A 20,836-nucleotide genomic window follows, 5' to 3' on the forward strand; every position below is an offset into this window, starting at 1 on the left:
ACGTTCTCATGATTGGCCTTGTTATCGTCACCCACGGAGGGCTGGCTTCGGAGTTTCTTTCGGCGATGGAGCATGTGGTCGGCCCGCAGCGCGGGGTGGCGGCCATCTGCATCGGGCCCGAAGACGACATGGAGCGCCGGCGGCGCGACATCGTCGACGCCGCCGCCGCCGTGGACGACGGCGACGGCGTCATCCTGCTGACCGACATGTTCGGGGGCACGCCGTCCAATCTGGCGATTTCGGTGATGGAACAGACCCATGCCGAGGTCATCGCCGGGCTGAACCTGCCCATGCTGATCAAACTGGCCAGCGTGCGCGGGCGCGAGACGCTGGAGGCCTGTGTGGCCCATGCCCAGGACGCCGGTCGCAAATACATCTCCGTCGCGTCCTGGGTGCTTGCAGGCGAGAAATGAGCGTCACCGCCACACTGGACATCTGCAATGCGCGGGGGCTGCATGCCCGCGCCTCGGCCAAGTTCGTCAAGCTGGCGTCCAGCTTCGACAGCGAGATCCATGTCTCGCGCGACGGCGTCACCGTGGACGCCAGGTCGATCATGGGCCTGCTGATGCTGGGCGCCGGGATCGGCTGCCAGATCGAGGTCTCAGCCGAAGGCTCCGACGCCCAGGAAGCGATCGAGGCCCTGACGGACCTCGTCGCCCGCAAGTTCGACGAGGATCAGTAGAACCGGCGGGTTCTAGAGCCCGAGGGCGCGGCGGATGTCGCGCCAGTCCACATATTTGAAATTCTGGGTCCCGACGTCGTTCACATCGTCCTGGATCACCACCACCCCTTCGGGGAAGGGGCCGACCGCGCCGCCGGCGGCGGCCAGGCCGTCGGTGCCGGTGATCCCGTCCACCGCCCCGTCCACGACCTTGAACCGCCCCTGGTATTCGGGCGCCGCGCCGTCGATGCGCCAGACGGGGAAGGTCGAATCACCCTGGCTGGAGGCGATCAGATAACGTTTGTCTCCATCGGTCAGGGTCGTCAGCCCTTCGGCGTCGGCGACAAGGCGATCCTTGGCGATCGGCTGGACCAGGGTGCGCGCGGCGCCCGTCGCCGGATTGAGGCCATAGCGCCACAGGCCGACATTCTCCTCGTTGATATAAAGGGCGTCGGTCGCCTCGTCGGCGGCGCAGCCTTCGGAGATCGAACCGATCTCGGCCCGGCGCACCTCGCGCGACGCCGGACGGCCGGCGGCGTCCACGCTCAGGATGAACTGGCGCAGCTCGCCCTCATGCCCGACCAGGATGGCATGGACCTCATCGCCCCGACGCGCGAAACAGAAACCATAGGGTTCGACCACGTCCGTGGCGACGGCGCCCCAGGGCCGCACGCGGTTGTCGCCGGTTCCCGCCGGGTCGAACAGATACAGAGACACCCCCGTCTTGCCCGGCGTGCGGTCGCTGGCGCCCAGGACGATCTGCGGACGGCCCTCGACGGTCAGACCTTCGACCAGATCGACGTTGTTCAGCAGGCCCTCCGGCAGGAATTGCAGGATCCGCCCGTCGAGGCCGTAGATGTAAAGACCCGACTTCTTGTCCGTGCCGGCGACGAAACCGAGCGTGGTCTGGCCCCCGACCGTCACCGGGGTTGACGACGCCCAGACGGCCGGGTCGTCGGCGGCGTCCTGGCCCGCCGTGCCGACCGAGGGGGTCTCCAGCACCGCCTGAACCTCCGCCCCCGGCCCCACGAAGCCTTCGCCTTCGCCCTGGAAATCCACCTCATGGGTCGCGCAAGCCGCGAGCAGGAGTGCGGAGATCGAGATCCCGGACCAAACGGCGCCTTGATTGACCTTCATGATATCCCCCTAAGGAATGAGAAGCGCCTGATCCGCAAGACGCCGCACGGCGTCAACGGCGAATGAGTGACGTTTTCGAGACGACAGAACGATGATTCGCCAGCTTACTGACGATTTGTCACACCAGCGACGCCGAACCGATCCGCAAGCGTCGCTGAACCGTCGCGATCCTTTCGCCGCTCGGCGCTAAGCGCGGCTGTATTCGTCGGGATTGAACCCGGCATTGGGGACATCGTCATGAAATTCCATCTCCTCGCGGGCGCCTCGCTCGCGTCGCTCGCCGCTGTGACCGCCGCCCTGCCGGCTCACGCCTATGAGAGCTCCGCCCTGGCCGCCTCGGTCGCCGTCGCCGGCGAAGTGGTTCACGGACGGGTCACCAACGCCGCCGGCGACGCCCTCCCGGGTGCGGAGGTGGTCGTTCGCGCTACCGGCCAACGCGCCGTGACCAACACCCAGGGCGAGTTCGACCTGGTTCTGCCGACCGGTACGGCGGTTCTGGACGTGCGCTACATCGGCCAGCCCTCGGCCAGCCAGACCGTCAATGTGGTTCAAGGTGGAACCGAAGTCGCCATCGCCCTGGGCGCGGCTGAGGCCGCAACGGTCAGTGACGTGATCGTCACCGGCGTCATCACCGACGGCGTGGCCCGTTCGCTGAACCAGCAGAAGAACGCCGACGGCACCGTCAACGTCCTGTCGGCCGACGCCATCGGCCGCTACCCTGACCCCAACGTCGCCGAATCCCTGCAACGCGTCCAAGGGATCGCCATCCAGCGCGACCAGGGCGAAGGCCGCTACATCAACGTCCGCGGCGCGCCCTCCAGCTTCACCGCCGTTTCGGTGGATGGCGTCGCCATCCCCGCCGTGTCCCCGACGACACGTGCGGTCGATCTGGACACCCTGCCCAGCGACATCGTTTCCACCGTCGAGGTTTCCAAGACCCTGCGTCCCAGCCAGGATGCGGACTCCATCGCCGGCGCCGTAAACATCAAGACGCGCTCGCCCTTCGACCAGCGCCGTCTGGCGGTCAGCGGCTACGCCGGCGGCAGCTACAATGACTACGGCGGTCAAGACTATCGCGGCGGCCTGACGGCCTCCAACGTATTCGGCGCCAACCAAAACTTCGGCGCCCTGGTCTCGCTGAGCTATTCCGAAACCAACCGCCGCCCCGACAATGTCGAGAACGGGTGGGTCCTGATCAACCGAACGACAGCCCAGGGCGGCGGTCAGGTGTGGGGTCTGGAAAACAGCCTGTTCAAGGATTATGAGACCGAGCGGACGCGCAAGGCCGCGACCGGCGCCCTGGAATGGCGGCCCAGCGAAGCCACCCGAGTTTGGCTGAAGGGCTCCTACGCCCAGTTCCGCGACGACGAGTTCCGCAACACGCTAAATCTGACCTATAGCGACGGCGCCCTGCAACCCGGCTCGACCGACACCAGCGCGACCTTCAACAACGCGCGCATCTACAAGCAGCTTCGCCACCGCACCCAAGAGAACGACATCTCCACCGTCTCGCTCGGCGGCGAACACACCTTCGCCAACGGCCTGGTGTGGGACGCGACCCTGTCGTTCGCCAACAGCGAACAGACCTATCCCCATCGCGATGAACTGGTTTATCGCTCCTCGGCCACGCAACTGTCCTACAATACGGCCGACCATTACCAGCCGACCTATTCGGTGTTCAGCGAGCCCACCGGCTTCTATCTAAACGCCGGCAACTACAGCTTCCGGGAAAACACCTTCCGGTCCAACTCGACCGAACAGGACGACGTCGCCTTCAAGACCGACCTCGAACTGCCCACGGTCATCGGCGGGCGAGAAGTCGAGCTCAAGTTCGGCGCCAAGTACAGCACCCGCGAAGTGACGGCCGATGAGGAGCGTTTCCGCGACCGCACCGCCGCCGCAAATCCTGGCGCCTTGGCTACGCTGCTCAGCGATCGTCCGTCGCAAAACTACGACTACAACCTCGGCTTCAAGTTCGACGCCGGTCTGGTCTCCGACTATTTCGATCGCATCCGCACCACCTCGACCAATCCCGATCCGGCCGCTGGAGTGCGTCGCGTTCCTCAGTCGATCACGGCCGACTACACCGCCGACGAAGACATCCTGGCGGGCTACGCTCAGGCCAAGTTCGACCTTGGTGCAACCAATGTCCTCGTGGGTCTGCGCGTCGAGAAGACGGACTTCGAAGGGTCGGCGACCAGCGTCGCCCTGTCGGGCGCCCAGACCCCGGTCACGGTCGATCGCGATCAGACGGACTTCTTCCCCAATCTGACGCTGCGCCACAGCTTCAGCGATCAGCTGATCGGACGGTTCGCCCTGACCCGCGCCATCTCGCGCCCGGACTATACGGACATCGTGCCGCGCGTTCTGGAAACGACCGACAGCGGCCGCACGACCGTGACACGGGGCAATCCCGATCTGAAGCCGACCCTTTCGAACAACGTCGATCTGGGCCTGGAATACTATCTGCGTCCGTTGGGCGTGGTCTCGGCCAACGCCTTCTACAAGGACCTGTCCAACTACCGCTTCACCCTGGTGACGGACAATGTGCCCTACGTCACCCCGACCAGCACGGTCGCCCAGGTGACCGAGGCCCGCAATGCGCGCGACGGCCACATCGCCGGCGTCGAGTTCAACTGGCAGCAGACGTTCGACTTCCTGCCGGGCTGGGCGTCCGGCTTCGGCGTCTTCGCCAACTACACCCTGACGGATGCGGAAATCAAAACCAGCCGCGCCTTCGCCGGTCGCGACACCTTCGCCCTGCCGGGTCAGTCGGACGAAACCTACAACGCCGCTCTCTTCTATGAGCGGTACGGGTTCAGCGCGCGGATCTCCTACACCCACCGCGGAGATTTCCTGGAGGCGATCGACGCGACCAATCCGGGCAAGGATCTCTATGTCGAAGGTCGCGGTCAGCTGGACTTCACCACCAGCTACGACTTCGGCAACGGCGTCGAAGTGTTCGGCGAGGCCAAGAACCTGACCGACTCGGCGGGCGTCCGCTACTACGGGGTCAAGGAAAGGACCTATGAGTACGAGAAGTTCGGCTACAACGTCTTCTTCGGCGTTCGCTTCAAACTGTAAGGCTCAGCCGAGCCGCGAATAGAGGTGGCCGGGCGGCGACGTCCGGCCCCTTTTTCGTTGGGGCTGAGAGGGTTGGAACGGCTTGACGACGCCCGTCGCGATGTCGTGTGGTTAACACGCTAAGTCTCCGCTTCACCGGTTCGCCTTTTGCACGGGGACGCCGATGCGGGGGATGTGAGCCCCAAATTGAGACGGATCGACTGATGTTCCTCGAAGGCGAGGTCAACTGGACCCTGGTGCTTGGACTCCTGGCGGGCTTCGGCAATGTCGCGGCGGTCATCGCCATCTGGTTCGCCATCGCCAACCGGGTGCGCCACGCCAGCGCGACGGATCAGCTGGACATCGTTCAGAAGGTGGCGGAGTCCTCGGATCGCCGCCTGTTCGAAACCCTGAACGCCGTTCCCGTCGCCATGGTCGAGACGGACCAGACGGGCAAGTTCGTCTTCGCCAACCGCGCCGCGCATCAGTTGCTGGGCCGTCGCGACGCCGAACTCCTGGGGCTGCGGTTCCACTCCGCCACCTGGGGCATCACCTTTCCGGACGGCAAGACCGTGCCGCCCGACCTCCTTCCCAGCGCACGGGCTCTGCGGGGCCAGACGGTGCGCGGCTTTCAGCACCTGATGGTCAATGCGGCGACCCGCAAGAAGATGCTGGTTTCGGTGACGGCCATGCCGATCGAGAACGAGCACGGCCAGATCACGGGCTCGATCGCCGCCATCGTCGAGACGGACGTCCTGACCACCCCGGCGATCGAACCGATGACGCCTCCGCCGGCGCCCCCGGCCGCGCCCTCGGCGCGCCCGGCGGGACCGAGCCTGTCCGACCGCGTCTTCGACGCCGCCTCCAGCGCCCTGGTGGTGGTCGGGGCCGACGGCGCGATCCGCCAGGCCAACCGCGCCGCCCTGGTCATGCTGGGCCGCAGCGAGGGCGTGGCCGGGGCCGATTTCGCCGACCTGTTCCTGCCGCCCGACCGCCGAGTCGAGGCTCGCCAGACCCTCAGAGCCGTTCTGACCGCTCCGAGCGAGGATATCCCTCCGATAGAGACGATCGACGCCGAGGGCGCGGCGATCCGCTGGACCCTCCTGCCTCTGACCGACGAGGCGGACGCTGCGGATGCGATCCTTCTGGCCGGCTCGCCCGTGTCCGAGGCCCAGGATACGGCCCCGGCTGCGCCCGCCCTCGCCGAGGCAAACGACGATGCGGCCGCCTCCGACGCGGTCGCCGCCGCCCTTACCGCCGCCCAGGCCGAATTCTCCCGCCGTCAGGAGGCCCAGGCGCTCGCCCATGAAAAGGCGCTGGCCCAGGCGGAAAAGGCGGAGCGCGATCTGCGTGAGGCCTTGGAGGCCGAACGCCGCATGGCCAATGTCGGGCGTCTTGCGGGCGGTGTGACGCAGGATTTCGCCGCCCTGCTGAACGTCATGACCTCCGCCCTGGACATGCTGTTGCGCCACTCCGACGATCCTGACCGCGTCCGCCGGCTGGGCCAGGCGGCCCTGACGGCTGGGCGACGCGGCGAACAGATGACCCGCCGGCTGAGCGCCTTCTCCCAGGACGAGGACCGCACCCTGCTGCGCCGCCTGGACCTGGGCGTCCTGTTGGCGGGGCTGGAGGGCCGGCTGCGCCAGATCGCCGGACCGGGCGTCGATCTGATGATCGAGACCCCGAACCAGCCCGCGCCGGCGCGGGTCGATCCCGTCGCATTCGAGGCGGCGGTCATCGCCCTGACCCGCAATGCGGTCGAGGCCTCGAACGGCGCCGGATCGGTCGCCGTTCGTCTGGCGATCGCCTCGGCCGGCGACCTGCGGCTCAGCGTGCGCGACTCCGGCCCCGGCATGGATTCGGACACTCTGCGTCGCGCGCCCGAACCCTTTTTCACCACCCGAAGCGACGCGGCGGGGCTGGGTCTGTCTCAGGCCTTCGCCTTCGCCCGACAGGCGTCCGGCGCCCTGACCGTGGAGAGCGCCCCGGGCGAGGGGGCTGAGGTGGCCATCACCCTGCCGCTGGATTTGACGCCTGAAGGCGCCGCCGGCGCCCAGCCCGAGCCGTCGCCGCAGGAGCAGACCAGGGCCGAGCCGGTCGTCTGACCCCCTGCAAAGGTCGATTCCGCGCCCCATATGATGCGCGGCGGTTGACCCGTGCGGGGTCGGCGCTAGTGTCCGCGCGCTTTTCCCGCGCGCCAGAAGACCAGAGGATATCATGGCCGAAGCCCCCGCTCCCTACGACGTCGTCATCATCGGCGGGGGGCCCGGCGGCTATAACGCCGCCATCCGCGCCGGCCAGCTGGGCCTGAAGGTCGCCTGCGTCGAGATGCGCGCCACCCTGGGGGGCACCTGCCTGAACGTCGGCTGCATGCCGTCCAAGGCCCTGCTCCACGCCTCGGAAATGTTCGACGCCGCCAACAGCGAGTTCGCCAAGATCGGCATCGAGGTCCAGCCCAAGCTGAACCTGGGCCAGATGCACAAGTCCAAGGACGACAGCGTCACCGCCCTGACCAAGGGGATCGAGTTCCTGTTCAAGAAGAACAAGGCCGACTGGATCAAGGGCAAGGGCAAGATCGTCGGAAAGGGCAAGGTCGAGGTGACCGCCGCCGACGGCTCGGTCCAGACGGTGGAGGCCAAGAACATCGTCATCGCCACCGGCTCGGAGCCCACTCCGCTGCCGGGCGTCGCGTTCGAAGCGGGCAAGGTGATCGATTCCACCGGCGCCCTGTCCCTGCCGGCCGTGCCCAAGAAGCTGATTGTGGTCGGCGCCGGCATCATCGGCCTGGAGCTGGGTTCGGTCTGGCGCCGTCTGGGCGCCGAGGTGACGGTGGTCGAGTTCCTGGACCGCATCACCCCCGGCATGGACACCGAGGTCGCCACCGCCTTCCAGCGCACCCTGACCAAACAGGGCATGGCGTTCAAACTGGGCGCCAAGGTCACGGCCGCCAAGTCGGGCAAGGACGGGGTCGAGCTGACGGTCGAGCCCTCGGCCGGCGGCGCCGCCGAAACCCTGAAGGGCGACGTCGTCCTGGTCGCCATCGGCCGCCGGCCCTATACGGACGGCCTGGGTCTGGAGACCATCGGCGTCACGCCGGACAAGCGCGGCTTCATCGACCATGATCACTTCAAGGTCGCCGACGGCGTCTGGGTGATCGGCGACGTGACCCATGGCCCGATGCTGGCGCACAAGGCGGAGGAAGACGCCGTCGCCGTGATCGACACCATCGCCGGCAAATACGGCCACGTCGATTACGCTCTGGTCCCCAGCGTGGTCTACACCTTCCCCGAAGTGGCCTGGGTCGGTCAGACCGAGGATCAGCTGAAGGCCGCCGGCGTCGCCTACAAGAAGGGCAAATTCCCCTTCACCGCCAACAGCCGCGCCAAGATCAACCACGAGACCGACGGCTTCGTTAAGGTTCTGGCCGACGCCGCGACGGACAAGGTGCTGGGCGTCCACATCATGGGCCCCCAGGCCGGCGAAATGATCCACGAAGCCGCCGTCACCATGAGCTTCGGCGGCGCCTCGGAAGACATCGCCCGCACCTGCCACGCCCACCCCACCCGTTCGGAAGCCGTCCGTCAGGCGGCCATGGACGTCGAAGGCTGGATGATGCAGGCCTGATCCGGCTCCGATCGACCTCTCAGTCGATGCGACGAGGCCCGCCCGGAGGCTCCGGGCGGGCCTTTCATTTGCGCCTGTTCGATCCCGCTCAGGCGGCCCAGACCGTCCGTTCGTCCTGAGCGTCGCCGTATGGCGCCCCGTCGCCCAGACGGAAGCGCGACACCAGTTCGGCCAGCCGTTCCGCATCCTGGCTGAGCGCCTGGTTGGCGGCGGTGGTCTGTTGGACCATGGCGGCGTTCTGCTGGGTGGTTTGGTCCATCTGGTTGACGGCCGTATTGACCTCGGCCAGCCCCTCGGCCTGCGCCTTGGCCGAGGCGGCGATCTCGCCGGCCAGCTGGTTGATTTCGGCCACCTGGCCGATCAGGGCGGTCAGGGCCGCACCGGTCTGGGACACCAGTCGAGCGCCTTCGCCGACGCTGGCGCTGGAGGCGGCGATCAGGTCTTTGATCTCCCGCGCGGCCTCCGCCGACCTTTGGGCCAGGGCGCGAACCTCTGAAGCCACCACCGCGAAACCGCGACCGGCCTCGCCCGCCCGCGCCGCCTCGACCCCGGCGTTAAGCGCCAGAAGGTTGGTCTGGAAGGCGATTTCGTCGATCACCCCAATGATCTGCCCGATCCGACCCGAGGTCGCCTCGATCTCGCCCATGGCGGTTGTGGTCTCGGCGATGATCTGCTCTCGCGTCGCGGCGCCGCTCCGGGCCTCGGCGGTGATGTCGGCGGCGGACCGGGCGCCTTGCGCAGTCTTGCGCACCGTGACCGTGATCTGGTCCAGAGCGGCGGCGGTCTGTTCCAGGGCGGCGGCCTGTCTTTCGGTGCGGCGCGACAGGTCGTCGGTCGCGGTCGTCACCTCCGATGTTCCCGCCCGCATCGCCTCAACCAGGTCGATGATGTCGGCCATGGTCGCCGCCAGGGTGTCCACGGCGGCGTTGTAGTCGTCCTTCAGCTGGCGGCTGCGCTCAGCGAAGTCTGCGGTGATCCGGTGGCTCAGATCGCCGCGCGCCAGGGCGGACAGGCCCTCCCCGAGGGCTGCGGCGACCCGGGCGTCTTCCTCGGCCAGACGATCCCGCTCCGCCTCTCCCGCCTCTCGCGTCGCGCGGGCGGCCTCACGCATGGCCTCGGTCTCGGCTTCCGTGGCCTTCTGGCGCACGGCGGCCTCGCGGAAGGCGACCACCGCCCGGGCGATTTGGCCGATGTCGTCCTGACGGGCCGCCCAGGGCGCGTCGAAGTCGGTCCGGCCCTGTCGCAGGGCCTCCATCCGATCGCAAAGCGCCTTCAGGGGCGAGAACATGCGGCGAGAGGCGAGCAGGCAGAGCGCCACCCCTATCAGGGCGGCGATCAGGCCGCATAGGACGAGGGCCGAGATGACCTGGTTTACCGGGGCCATGAAGTCGGCCTTGGGGATGCCGACGTACAGCACGCCGATGGTCTGACCCGAAGCGGTCTTGATCGGGTCGTAGGCGACGAAATAAGGCTTGCCCAGAATGTCCGCCTGACCGCGATAGGGTTCGCCCGCCTTCAGCACCGCGTCATAGACGGGGCCGGGCTTCAGCCGAGTGCCCACGGCGCGGGAGCCGTCATCCTTGACCACATTGGTCGTCACCCGCAGATCGTTCAGGAAGACGGTCGCGGTTCCCCCGACCAGGGCCTTGATCCGGTCCACGGGCTCGACGAAGTCGTTCATCGGAGTCGATCCGACATACAGCCTGCCGTCGCGCGCCGTGAAGCCGTCGCCGTAATCGGCCAGCACGTCCCAGGCGACCCGCATATTGGCCTCCTGACGCTCGGCGGCCTGGGCCTCAGCGTCGCGGGTCAGCAGGACCGCAGCGACGGCCGTCAGCACCAGGGTCAGGACGCCCAGGGCCGTAATGACCATCAAGGCTGTCTTGCCCGAAAGGGAAAGCGCGCTGGGCTTCATGGCCGATCCTCAGCGATTCGGTCTGGCGGACCACGACTGTTACCGAACAGGGTCTGGATTTCTATCCCTGGCAAGGGCCGACCTTCTCAGTCAGCCAGGCTCTTCAACCTGTAGAGGGTCTCCAGAGCCTCGCGCGGCGTCAGGGCGTCGGGGTCCACCGCCTGCAAGGCCGCCTCCAGCCTGGAGGGCGCGCGCGCCGGCTCCGGCTCGGCCACGGCGAACAGCGGCAGGTCGTCCAGGCGGGCCGCAGCGGCCTTCTCCCCTTCCAGCCGCTCCAGCACCGCCTTGGCCCGCGCCACCACCGCGGCCGGCGCCCCGGCCAGCTTGGCCACCTGAACGCCGTAGGACCGGTCCGCCGCCCCCGGCGCCGCCTCGTGCAGAAAGACCAGGTCGCCGTTCCATTCCTTGGCCGTCATGGACAGGTTGCAGACGTGGTCCAGCCGCGTCTCCAGCTGGGCCAGCTCGTGATAGTGGGTGGCGAACAGGGTGCGGGCGCGGTTGACGTCGTGCAGGGCCTCGGCCGTGGCCCAGGCGATCGCCAGGCCGTCATAGGTCGCCGTGCCCCGGCCGATCTCGTCCAGAACCACGAAGCTGCGCGGCGTGGCCTGGGTCAGGATGGCGGCGGTCTCGACCATCTCCATCATGAAGGTCGACCGGCCCCGCGCCAGGTCGTCGCCGGCGCCGACGCGGCTGAACAGCCGGTCGACCACGCCCAGACGCATGGCGCGCGCGGGCACGAAGGCCCCGGCCTGGGCCAGGATCACCAGCAGGGCGTTCTGGCGCAGGAAGGTCGATTTGCCGGCCATGTTCGGCCCGGTGACGATGGCCAGCCGGGCGCAGTCCGATCCAGCCCCGTCCAGCCGGGCGTTGTTGGGCGTATAGGGATCGCCGGCCGCCTTGACCGCCGCCTCGACCACCGGATGCCGCCCGGCCTCGACCGAGAAGACCAGACTGTCGTCCACCACCGGCCGAGTCGCCCCGGCCTCCTGGGCCCATTCCGCCAGGGCCGCATGGGCGTCCAGCTCGGCCAGAGCCTCCGCGACCGCCTGCAGCGGCTGGGCCAGGCGGGCGACTTCGCGCCGCCAGCCCTCGAAGGTCTCGGCCTCGATGGCCAGGGCGCGGTGACCGGCCTGGCTGATCCGGGCGTCCAGCTCCGACAGTTCGACCGTGGTGAACCGTACCTGGCTGGCCAGGGTCTGACGGTGGATGAAGGGACTGTCCGGCCCGGCCCGCAACAGACCCTCCGCCGCCTTGGCCGAGGTTTCCAGGAAATAGCCCAGGACGGCGTTGTGCTTGACCTTGAAGGGTACGCCGGACTCGGCGACCGCCCGCGCCTCCAGATCGGCCACCACCCGGCGGCTGTCGTCGCGCAGGGTGCGGGCGGCGTCCAGTTCGGGGCGATAGTCGGGGCGCACGAAGCCGCCGTCGCGGGCCAGATGCGACGGTTCGTCCACCAGGCCGTCGATCAGATCGGCCTTCAGCCGCGACACCTCGGGCGACAGGCTGAGTCGGTCCAGGGCCAGGGCGATGCGGCGCGGCTGGCCGGTAAGCGGGTCCACCTGACCGATGAACAGGCCCGCGATCCCCTCGGCGACGGACAGGCCCACGCGCACCGCCGCAAGATCGCGCGGACCGCCGCGCCCCAGGGCCAGCCGTCCGACCGCCCGCGCCACATCGGCCGACGCCTTCAGACCGTCGCGGAGGTCGCGCCGCAGATCGCGCCGCTCCAGCAGCCATTCGACGGCGTCGAGCTGTTCATTGATCGCCAGGGGGTTGCGCAGCGGCCGGGCGATCCGTTCCGCCAGGGCCCGGGCCCCGCCCGAGGTGACGGTGCGGTCGATACAGGCCAACAGCGAGCCTTCGCGTTCGCCCCTCTGCGTCCGGTCGATCTCCAGACTGGCCCGGGTCGCCGGGTCGATGGCCAGAAACCCGCTCTCGCCCAGACGGCGGGGCGGGGCCAGGGCCGGAACCTTGCCGGCCTGGGTCGTCTCCAGATAGGCGGCGATCAGGCCGAGCGCCGAGACCTCGGCCTCCTCGAAGGCGCCGAACCCGTCCAGGGCCGCAACCCCGTACAGCCGCTCGACCCGCGTCCGCGCCGCCTGGGGCTCGGCGATGGCCGAGGCCAGGGCCTGAACCACGCCGCCGGACCCGTCCAGGGCGTCCCGCGTCGTCGGGTCGGAATAGATCCGGTCGGTGACCAGGACCTCGGACGGGCGAAAGGCGGCCAGGGTCGCCCCGAGATCCTCCGGCGAACAGGCGACGCTGTCCACAGCGCCGGAAGACAGTTCGACCACCGCCACGGCCGCCCGACCCTTGCGCACCGCTGCGGCGGCCAGCCGGTTGGCGCCGCGCGCGTCCAGCAGACTGTCCTCGGTCAGGGTGCCGGGCGTCACCACCCGCACCACGCCGCGATGGACCACGGCCTTGCCGCCGCGCTTCTTGGCCTCGGCGGGATCTTCCAGCTGTTCGCAGATGGCCACCTTGTGACCCAACCGGATCAGCCGGGCCAGATAGCCCTCCATGGCGTGGACCGGCACCCCGGCCATAGGGATGTCCTCGCCCTGGTGCTTGCCCCGCTTGGTCAGGGTGATCCCGAGCGCCGCCGCCGCCACTTCGGCGTCCCTGAAGAACAGCTCGTAGAAGTCGCCCATGCGGAAGAACAGGATGGCGTCCGGCTGTCCGGCCTTGGCCGTCAGATATTGCGCCATAAAGGGCGTCGCGCCCTCCAGCGAGGCGGCGATTTCGGGCGGGTGAGAGACAGGGGCGTTCATCTCGCGACAGGGTGACGGATCGCGCCCTGGCGCTCAAGCCCGTTAACCGGCTCTTGCACAGGCTTGTCGGCCCTGCGATAGGCCGCGCTAGGCGGTTAAGGGAACACGGTGAGACGCCGTGGCTGTGCCCGCAACTGTAGGCGGCGAGAGCGTCGTTCGTCCGGGGGTTTCAACCTCGGCGCCACTGGGTGACTGGGAAGGCGAGGACGGCGGTTTATGACCCGCAAGCCAGGAGACCTGGCCGCCGACGTCGCTCGCTCCTGTCCGGGACCAGACAGAGGCGCGGTTTCTCCGTGGAAGCGACCCGATCTTGCGTCGTCCCGGCCTCGCGGCCGGGCGGATCGGCTCGCTGGTCACGACCCTGCGCGCGCATTCGCCGGGCCGATACGGGGACATCGCTCACAATGAAGCGCTCCATTCTTTCATCGACGGCGGCCATGGCCGCCGTCATCGCCGCACCCGCTTTCGCCGATGAGGCGTCCCAGCTGGACGAGGTCGTGGTCACCGCCACCCGCCTGCCCGCCATCGTCGCCGAGACGCCCGGCGCCCGGGTCATCGATTCCAGGATCATTGAGCAACGCGGCGCCGTCTTCGCCGCCGACATCCTGTCCGACGTGCCCGGCCTGTCGGTGACGCGAACGGGGGCTTTCGGCGGGATCGCCCAGGTCCGCATGCGCGGCGCGACGCCGGGCAAGACCCTGGTGCTGGTGGACGGCGCGCCGGTCAATGATGCGGCCGAACCGAACGGCGCCTATGACTTCTCCAGCTTCGAACTGGCCGACATCGACCGGATCGAGGTGCTCAGCGGTCCACAGTCGTCCCTGTGGGGATCGGACGCCATCGGCGGGGTGATTTCCTTCACCACGCGCGACATCGACGGCGTTCGCGCCGAGGCCGAGGCGGGCAGCTTCGACACGGTGCGCGGTCGTCTGTCGGCCGGCGTCGCCAATGAGACCTACGCCTTCAGCGCCTATGTCTCGCGCTTCCAGACCGACGGGATTTCGGCGGCGGACAAGGCGGACGGCAATCCCGAGACCGACGGCTTTCGCAGCACGACCCTGGGCGCCAAGGGCCGCTATGCCCTGTCCGACGCGGTCAAGGTCGAAGGCGCGGCGCGCTGGAACGACAGCCACGCCGACATCGACGGCTTCCCGGCGCCCGACTATGTGCTGGCCGACACCGGCGACGCCCAGGACAGTGAACAGTGGTCGGGCTTCGGTCGGGTAACGGCCCAGGCTTTCGGTCTTGATCATCAGTTCAGCATCTCGGCTTCCGATCTGGAGCGCACCTCCTACAGCGACGGCTTCGGCTCGACCTTCAGCGGCGACCGTCAGGCCTACCGCTGGCAGGCGGACGGTCAGGCGCAAGGCGTGGACTACGCCTTCGGCGTCGAACGCAACGAGGCCTCGGCGGCCCTGTCGTCAGGTCTGTCGCGCGACCTGTCGATAACCTCGGTGTTCGGCGTGGCCCGGTATGACGCCGGCCCGCTGAACCTGAGCGGCGGATTGCGGTACGACGACACGGACGATTTCGGCTCAAAGACCACGGGCCGGATTTCGGCGGCCTATGATCTGGCCGGCGGCTTCATCCTGTCGGGCGCCTATGGCACGGGCTTCAAGGCGCCGACCGTCAGCCAGGCGGTGTGCGACTATTGTTTCGCACCCCAGCCGTGGCCCGCGCTGAAGCCGGAGACGGCCGACAGCGTCGAGATCGCCCTGGGCTGGGCCTCCGCCGGCGGTCGGTTCGAGGGACGCGCGACCCTGTATCGGCTGAACGTCGAGGACCAGATCACCTATTCCGCCGGCCGCTACGTCAACGTCGCCAAGACGCGGTCGGACGGGCTCGAGCTGGAAGGCCGCGCGCGCCTCGGCGCCGGTTTCGACCTGACCTTGGCCTACGCCTGGACCGACGCTGCGGACCGCACCACGGGCGCCCGTCTGCTCCGCGTGCCCGAACACGCCGGTTCGGCGACCCTAGGCTGGACGGGGGATCGACTGTCGGGCGCCCTGACCGTGCGGGCGGAAGGCGATCAGGACGATTCCGGCGGCTTCTCGACTGTGGTCCGCAAGGGTTTCGTCACGGCCAATCTGAACGCGGCCTACGCTTTGACGGACAAGGTCGCCCTGACGGCGCGGATCGAGAACCTGGGCGACGAACACTATCAGCAGGTGTTCGGCTATGGAGAGCCCGGCCGGTCGGCCTATGTCGGGGTCAGGCTGCGCTACTGATCAGGCTGCGGGCGTCGGCGGCGAAGGCCGCCGGCGCCTCCAGCGCCAGTTCCGACCAGTCCAGGTCGGGACCGGGCGCATGGGCGGCCGCCAATATGGCGCGCAGCTCGGCGGCGGAGGCCACGCTGGCCACCACCCGGTCCACCGCCTCCAGAGAAAAGGCGTAGGCCAGGGCGGCCTGCATCGGATCGCAGCGCCGTTCCGCCAGGCGCCGTCGGATGCGCGACAGGGCCTGATCATAGCCGGTCAAATGGGCCGGAAGATCGTCGCCGGGGGCGAACAACAGGCCGCCGGCGAAGACCGAAGACAGGTGGACCTGGGCCCCCAGGGCCTTGATCTCATCCAGAATTCCCTCGGCCGCCGCGCGCTGATCCAGAAGATTGCAGGCGACCTGAACCACATCGGCCTCCAGGCGCCGGGCTAGGAGGACGGGTCCGTCCTCGACCGTGGCGCAAAAGCCGATGCTGCGAAACAGGCCGCGGGCCTTCAAGGCCTGCAGCCGGTCCCAAAGGGCCCGCCCCTCGGCGCCGGCCAGGTCGGCGGGATTGTTGACCAGCAGGGCCTCGCCCCGCGGCAGGCCCAGACGTTCCAAGGAGCGGCGCGCCCGCGCCTCAACCCGATCCAGTCCTTCGCCCAGGCCGACGGTGCGAACCGTGACGCGGAAGGGGGAGGGGAAGGGCCAGGCCTGGCCCAACAGCCGTTCGCCGTCGCCGGTCGGCTTGGTCGCGATCACCTTGACCCCCGCGTCCGCTCCCGTCTGCAACAGGAAACGCATCGCGTCCTCGCGGGCGCCCGACGGGGCGGCCATGAGGGGCTTGGCGGCGCGCTCGGGCTCGGTCACCACGGCCAGGGCCAGGCGATCGACCGGCGATGGCGCCGAGGGAGAGGGTGGGGACTGCGTCACCCCCCGATCATGCCCCCCAAAGCTTAAGGGAGGTTGATCAAGACCTTACGCGAGTCTTACTCATCGACCGCCGATATGGGTCGGGCGCGCTCAGCCGTCGGCGTCGGGCTGCCGGTCCGGGTGGGCCGCCTGAAAGGCCGGATGGGCCTGGGCGGCGGCCTCGACCGCCAGAAGGCGCGGCCAGGGCGTCAGGGCCAGATTGAACCGCCGCGCCGAATAGAGCTGTGGAATCAGATAGCAGTCCGCCAGTCCGGGACGATCGCCGAAACTCCAACCCGCACCGTGGCGCGCGACCAGGACCTCCAGAGCGTCGAAGCCCGGCGTAATCCAGCGCCCCGCCCAGGCGTCGACCGTCGCCTGATCGGCGCCGAACTCCTGACGCAGGGCGGTCAGGACGCGAAGATTGTTCAGCGGATGGATGTCGCAGCCGATCAGGGCCGCCATGGCCCGGACCTGGGCGCGGTCCTGGGCGTCCTTCGGCAACAGGGGCGGCTCGGGATGGGTCTCCTCCAGCCATTCCAGGATCGCCGGGCTTTGGGTCAGGACCGTCTCCCCCTGCTGCAAGGCGGGGGTCATGCCCTGGGGATTGATCGCCAGAAAGGCGGGGGCCTTCTGTTCGCCCTTGCGCAGATCAAGGGCCGCAGTCTGATAAGCCAATCCTTTCAGCCCCAGGCCGATGCGGACCCGATAGCTGGCGCCGGACCGCCAATAGCCGTGCAGGATCATCAGACGATCTCGAAGCTCAGGGGCGCTAGACCCTCGATGGCGACCGCCACCTTGTCGCCGCGCACGATCGGCCCGACGCCGGACGGGGTTCCGGTGAAGATCAGGTCGCCCGGCTGAAGCGTCCACAGCCCGCCCGCCGCCGCGACGATCTGGTCCGGGTTCAGGATCATGTCGCTGAGGACGCTGGATTGGCGGGTTTCGCCATTGACGGTCAGGACGATGGACCCGTCCGGCTTCGGCAGGGCGCCCAGGGTTATGGCGCCGCAGGGCGCCGACTGATCAAACCCCTTGGCGGCGTCCCAGGGGCGGCCGGCCGCCTTGGCCTGGGCCTGCAGATCGCGTCGGGTCAGATCGCAACCGGCGGCCCAGCCGACGATCCGCCCGCCTTCGCCGATGGCCGCCACCAGCTCGGCCTCATAGTGCAGCTGGGCCGTCGCGGACGGGTAGGCCGGGTCGGCGCCGTCGGTCACCACGGCGTCGGCCGGCTTCGAAAAGAAGAAGGGCGTCTGCTTCTCGGGATCCGACCCCATTTCGCGCGCATGGGCGGCGTAGTTCTGGCCCACGCACAGAATCCGCCGCACGGGAAACCGTCGCGCATCGCCGATGATCGGCAGGCTGGGCTGGGGTGGGGGCTCGAACAGAAAGGCGGTCATGGCGCCAATCTAGGGCGCCGGGACGGAGGTGACGAGGCCTTCACCGACATTGGCGACGACGGAACCTCGACAGGGGTGTGGCGTTGGCAGACGGGGTTCCCTATTCTAATGCCAAGCTTGAAACTGGAGCGCGCATCATGGCCACCACCAAGGCTCGAGAAGACATCAAGGCCGATCTGAAGACCCTGAAGGAGGATCTGAAGGCCGGCGCTCGCGAAGAAACCCAGCGCCTGCGCGAAAAGGCCGAGGAGGCCGAGGCCCGCCTGCGCGCCAAGAGCGAGGAAGTGCGCGAACAGGCCCGCACCTATTACGACGCCGCCCGCGTTCGGGGCCGCGAATATTACGACGACGCCGCCGAGCGCCTGGACGAAGCCCAGCGCTATGTCGTCGAACGGGTGCAGGAGCGTCCGCTCCAGTCCACGGCCATCGCCCTGGGCGTCGGTCTGGTGCTGGGCATGCTGCTGGCCGGTCGCCGCCGCTGATGTTCAAGGGCATCCTCAAGCGCGCCGTGGCGACCGCCGTGGTCGCCGCCAGCGTCTTTTTGGCCGTCATCTTCCTGGGCGTCGCTGTGTTCTACGCCCTCCAATTGATGACCACGCCCTTGGGCGCGGCCGCCATCACCTTCGGCCTGTTCGCCTTGACGGCCCTGATCGTCGCCCTCGTCTTCCTGAAGCGCGCCGAAGGGGACGATGAGGACGAGGAGGAGGAGCCGGAGGGTCTGGCCGGCAAGATCCTGCATATGGTGCGCGAGCGCCCTGTCATCGGGGTGGTCGGCGGACTGGGGGCCGCCTTCCTGCTGCTGCGCAATCCCGCCCTGGCCGCGATCGTGGCCGGCATGGTGGCGGACCGCAAGATGGAGCATCGCGGCTACGGCCGTCGCCGGCGGCGATAGTCTTTCCTTTCTCTGTCGCGGGCGGAACGCCCCGCGACCGGGAACGTTGATCCACCGACGGACGAACGGCTGCGAGGCCGCCGTCGGAAACATCAATGCAGGAGAGCTAAACCCATGATTCGCTGGGCAATTATCTTCCTGGTCGTGGCTTTGATCGCAGCCGTTCTCGGCTTCGGCGGCATCGCGAACTTCTCGTTCGAGATCGCCAAATTCATCGCCGTGATCGCCATCATCCTGTTCGTCATCGCCCTTGTGGCCGGCGGACTTCGCGGACGCGGCGCGCCTCGATTGTAAAGGGCGTCGAGCTTCAAAACGGAAAGGGCCGGAACGCGAGTTCCGGCCCTTTCTTCATGCCGAGGTCCTTATGGGCCGTGGCCGAGATGGAAGGGCGGCGTCAGACCGCCGCCTTTTCCAGCATGCCCGGCGCGTTCGGATCGGGCGCCGTCGCCGCGCGGCGGGTGTCTTGGCGACGCGGAAGCCTCCACACCTGATGCGGCCTGTAGGCCGCGCCGTCCCAGGCCAGGGCGGTGACCGTGATGGTCTTGGCGTCCCACTCCACCTGATTGAAGCCGGGCGGCGATCCCCGCTCCCGATGCGACAAGGTTCCGCAACCCACCGCATAGGAACAGCGATCCGCCAGGTCGATCGCCAGGGCGAAGGGCACATGGACATGGCCCGTCATGATCAGATCCACGCCCGCCTCGGCGAAGATCAGCGCCGCCTCGTCCCCGCGCTTGACCTCACCGGTCATCGGCGCCCCGATCATCTCGATCAGCGGATGGTGACAGGCGAGGATGCGCAGCGCCCCGATCGGCGCCTGCCGCAGGGCCTCGGCCGCGCGCCGGGTCTGGTCCAGATCGATGACCCCCTTTGACCAGTTGGGCCGAGCTTGCCAGCCGCGCGCCGTGACGACGCCGCGCACCATGACGGTCTCATTGCAGAACTGGCCGTCGTGGGCGGGAAACCCGGTCGCCGTCTCGAACGCTTTCCAGGGATGGAACAGCCTTGCGACCGCGTCCCAGTAGGGGACGTCGTGGTTGCCGACGATGACGAAGCGCGGCTCGGGCATGGCGCGCATCCAACGACCCGCCGCCGCGAACTCCTTGGGATAGCCCTTCTGGGTGATGTCGCCTGTGATCAGGACCAGGTCGTTGGGCGTGGCGTGGGCGTATTCCAGGGCGGCGGCGACCGCCCCCTTGTGCTCACATCCGAAATGAACATCGGAAAACTGGAGAATACGCCCCATTACAGACTGTCCTCGGCGGCGGGGGGTTTGGGCGCCAGGGCGCGAAACGCCTTGGGAATGAACCGCACCGTCGCCTCGGGGCTCAGAAGGAGGGGTTCGCCGTCGATCACGGCGGGAATCTTGGACCGGGCGCGGACGTCGATCCGCTTGGCGGGGCGGGTCGAGACCGCGGGATCATGGCGCCAGTCGCTGAAAAGGGCCGTCGCCGCCAGTCGGAAGGCCTGGCTGGCGTCCGACGGGTCCAGGGCCGCCGCCTCAAGCCCCGTCGGCTCCTCCATCGCCTTGGAGATCATCGGGCTGATCAACACCAGGGCTTCGGCGCGGCGACGGCCGCCGCCGTCCAGGCTGAACCTCAATCGGCCGGAAAAGGCTCGCCTCAACGCCCGTCGAGCATAGGCCCAGGCCAGTCTCAGCTTTCCGGTCCGCATCGCCTCGCGCGCCGGGGCCCACAGGGCCGGCGACCCCAGGATGGCCGCGCAGTAGAAATATTCCCCGCCGACCTCGCCGCCGGACACCGTCTGGGGCTCGCCCTCCTCCAGGGCGTGGCGCAAGGCCGCCTTCCAATCGCCGGTGCCGTAAAGCGCCTTGGGCAACATATTCATGGTGCCCCCGGGCAGGGGGGCGATCATCGGACCGTCCGGCCTGGCCTTGGCCGCCACCGAACGGGCCGTGCCGTCCCCGGCGAGAACGAAGATGACGTCGGGCGTTGCGGCGAAGGCGTCGGCGATGGCCTGGTCGAAGCCGCCGCCTTGCAACAGCATGACCTGGCTCTCCACCTGATAGTCGGCCAGGATCGCCTCGACCTCTGCGACGGCGCGCGGTCCGACGCCGCCTGACAGCGGATTCACCAGAATGACCAACCGCTTCAGCGACGCATGAGGCGTCAGGACGCGGCCCGCGTCCGGGCGCGGCCCGCCCTCCCCTGTGTCGGGCTCAGAGCTCAGGATGTCGGTCATGTCGGGCCGAACGCCTGCCAAGCCGAGCCGTTCCCCTCAGCATGACTCGAACGTCGCTTT

The 20,836-nt window shown here is 68.5% G+C and carries 17 protein-coding genes and 1 riboswitch; of the genes, 9 read left to right on the forward strand and 8 right to left on the reverse strand.

From position 1 onward, the window contains the following. Window positions 1–8: 8 nt before the first annotated feature. Complete coding sequence (locus tag ACW178_RS02320; protein WP_054764347.1) at window positions 9–413, forward strand: PTS sugar transporter subunit IIA; 405 nt, start codon at window positions 9–11, stop codon at window positions 411–413. Next, entirely contained in the window at window positions 410–682 is a 273-nt protein-coding gene (locus ACW178_RS02325; RefSeq protein ID WP_054764348.1) for an HPr family phosphocarrier protein, read from the forward strand. Before ACW178_RS02320 ends, ACW178_RS02325 begins: the two co-directional genes overlap by 4 nt. Before the next feature lie 12 nt (window positions 683–694). Here ACW178_RS02325 and ACW178_RS02330 read toward each other — a convergent pair whose 3' ends face one another. Continuing rightward, a complete protein-coding gene (locus tag ACW178_RS02330) occupies window positions 695–1,798 on the reverse strand; it encodes a phytase (RefSeq protein WP_287105546.1) in 1,104 nt (367 codons plus the stop codon). Between the two features lie 237 nt (window positions 1,799–2,035). On the opposite strand from ACW178_RS02330, the gene ACW178_RS02335 reads away from it, so the two are divergent. The 3 genes from ACW178_RS02335 to lpdA all read left to right on the forward strand — a co-directional run bounded on the left by ACW178_RS02335 (window position 2,036) and on the right by lpdA (window position 8,485). Then, entirely contained in the window at window positions 2,036–4,882 is a 2,847-nt protein-coding gene (locus tag ACW178_RS02335) for a TonB-dependent receptor (RefSeq protein ID WP_287105548.1), read from the forward strand. Between the two features lie 203 nt (window positions 4,883–5,085). Beyond that, the gene (locus tag ACW178_RS02340; protein WP_492024821.1) at window positions 5,086–6,966 is read left to right on the forward strand and encodes a PAS domain-containing sensor histidine kinase; all 1,881 of its coding nucleotides are present in this window, start codon (window positions 5,086–5,088) and stop codon (window positions 6,964–6,966) included. 112 nt (window positions 6,967–7,078) lie between these two features. Continuing rightward, complete coding sequence (gene lpdA / locus ACW178_RS02345; RefSeq protein ID WP_054764351.1) at window positions 7,079–8,485, forward strand: dihydrolipoyl dehydrogenase; 1,407 nt, start codon at window positions 7,079–7,081, stop codon at window positions 8,483–8,485. Between the two features lie 88 nt (window positions 8,486–8,573). Here lpdA and ACW178_RS02350 read toward each other — a convergent pair whose 3' ends face one another. Both ACW178_RS02350 and mutS read right to left on the reverse strand, forming a co-directional pair. Next, window positions 8,574–10,400 carry a methyl-accepting chemotaxis protein gene (locus tag ACW178_RS02350; protein ID WP_191558417.1) on the reverse strand — a complete coding sequence of 609 codons (1,827 nt, stop codon included), beginning with the start codon at window positions 10,398–10,400 and terminating at the stop codon, window positions 8,574–8,576. An 86-nt stretch (window positions 10,401–10,486) separates the two neighbouring features. After that, a complete protein-coding gene (gene mutS / locus ACW178_RS02355; protein WP_492024822.1) occupies window positions 10,487–13,171 on the reverse strand; it encodes a DNA mismatch repair protein MutS in 2,685 nt (894 codons plus the stop codon). Between the two features lie 50 nt (window positions 13,172–13,221). Beyond that, a riboswitch (cobalamin riboswitch) is annotated at window positions 13,222–13,431 on the forward strand. 144 nt (window positions 13,432–13,575) lie between these two features. Between mutS and ACW178_RS02360 the strand changes: the two genes are divergently transcribed. After that, a complete protein-coding gene (locus ACW178_RS02360; RefSeq protein WP_492024823.1) occupies window positions 13,576–15,399 on the forward strand; it encodes a TonB-dependent receptor plug domain-containing protein in 1,824 nt (607 codons plus the stop codon). Here the strand turns inward: ACW178_RS02360 and ACW178_RS02365 are convergent. The 3 genes from ACW178_RS02365 to ACW178_RS02375 form a co-directional block, all read right to left on the reverse strand. Beyond that, entirely contained in the window at window positions 15,383–16,303 is a 921-nt protein-coding gene (locus tag ACW178_RS02365; RefSeq protein ID WP_152949213.1) for an aldo/keto reductase, read from the reverse strand. The genes ACW178_RS02360 and ACW178_RS02365 overlap by 17 nt on opposite strands. A 90-nt stretch (window positions 16,304–16,393) precedes the next feature. Continuing rightward, window positions 16,394–17,029 carry a maleylacetoacetate isomerase gene (maiA, locus tag ACW178_RS02370; protein ID WP_054764356.1) on the reverse strand — a complete coding sequence of 212 codons (636 nt, stop codon included), beginning with the start codon at window positions 17,027–17,029 and terminating at the stop codon, window positions 16,394–16,396. After that, the gene (locus ACW178_RS02375; protein ID WP_182713766.1) at window positions 17,029–17,682 is read right to left on the reverse strand and encodes a fumarylacetoacetate hydrolase family protein; all 654 of its coding nucleotides are present in this window, start codon (window positions 17,680–17,682) and stop codon (window positions 17,029–17,031) included. The genes maiA and ACW178_RS02375 overlap by 1 nt, the downstream gene beginning before the upstream one ends. 137 nt (window positions 17,683–17,819) lie before the next feature. Between ACW178_RS02375 and ACW178_RS02380 the strand changes: the two genes are divergently transcribed. The 3 genes from ACW178_RS02380 to ACW178_RS02390 all read left to right on the forward strand — a co-directional run bounded on the left by ACW178_RS02380 (window position 17,820) and on the right by ACW178_RS02390 (window position 18,868). Next, complete coding sequence (locus ACW178_RS02380; RefSeq protein ID WP_054764358.1) at window positions 17,820–18,164, forward strand: ElaB/YgaM/YqjD family protein; 345 nt, start codon at window positions 17,820–17,822, stop codon at window positions 18,162–18,164. After that, window positions 18,164–18,574: a hypothetical protein gene (locus ACW178_RS02385; RefSeq protein ID WP_054764359.1), complete on the forward strand. Its 411-nt coding sequence runs from the start codon at window positions 18,164–18,166 to the stop codon at window positions 18,572–18,574. Before ACW178_RS02380 ends, ACW178_RS02385 begins: the two co-directional genes overlap by 1 nt. A 114-nt stretch (window positions 18,575–18,688) precedes the next feature. Then, on the forward strand, window positions 18,689–18,868 hold the full coding sequence (locus tag ACW178_RS02390; RefSeq protein ID WP_008262305.1) for a DUF1328 domain-containing protein: 180 nt from the start codon (window positions 18,689–18,691) through the stop codon (window positions 18,866–18,868). 100 nt (window positions 18,869–18,968) lie between these two features. On the opposite strand, the gene ACW178_RS02395 is transcribed toward ACW178_RS02390, so the two are convergent. Both ACW178_RS02395 and ACW178_RS02400 read right to left on the reverse strand, forming a co-directional pair. Then, window positions 18,969–19,820 (reverse strand): metallophosphoesterase family protein, encoded by an 852-nt coding sequence (locus ACW178_RS02395; protein ID WP_054764360.1) that lies wholly within the window; start codon window positions 19,818–19,820, stop codon window positions 18,969–18,971. Next, the gene (locus tag ACW178_RS02400) at window positions 19,820–20,776 is read right to left on the reverse strand and encodes a diacylglycerol/lipid kinase family protein (RefSeq protein WP_287106367.1); all 957 of its coding nucleotides are present in this window, start codon (window positions 20,774–20,776) and stop codon (window positions 19,820–19,822) included. The genes ACW178_RS02395 and ACW178_RS02400 overlap by 1 nt, the downstream gene beginning before the upstream one ends. Window positions 20,777–20,836: the final 60 nt, after the last annotated feature.

Source organism: Brevundimonas sp. AVps4, assembly GCF_058681525.1.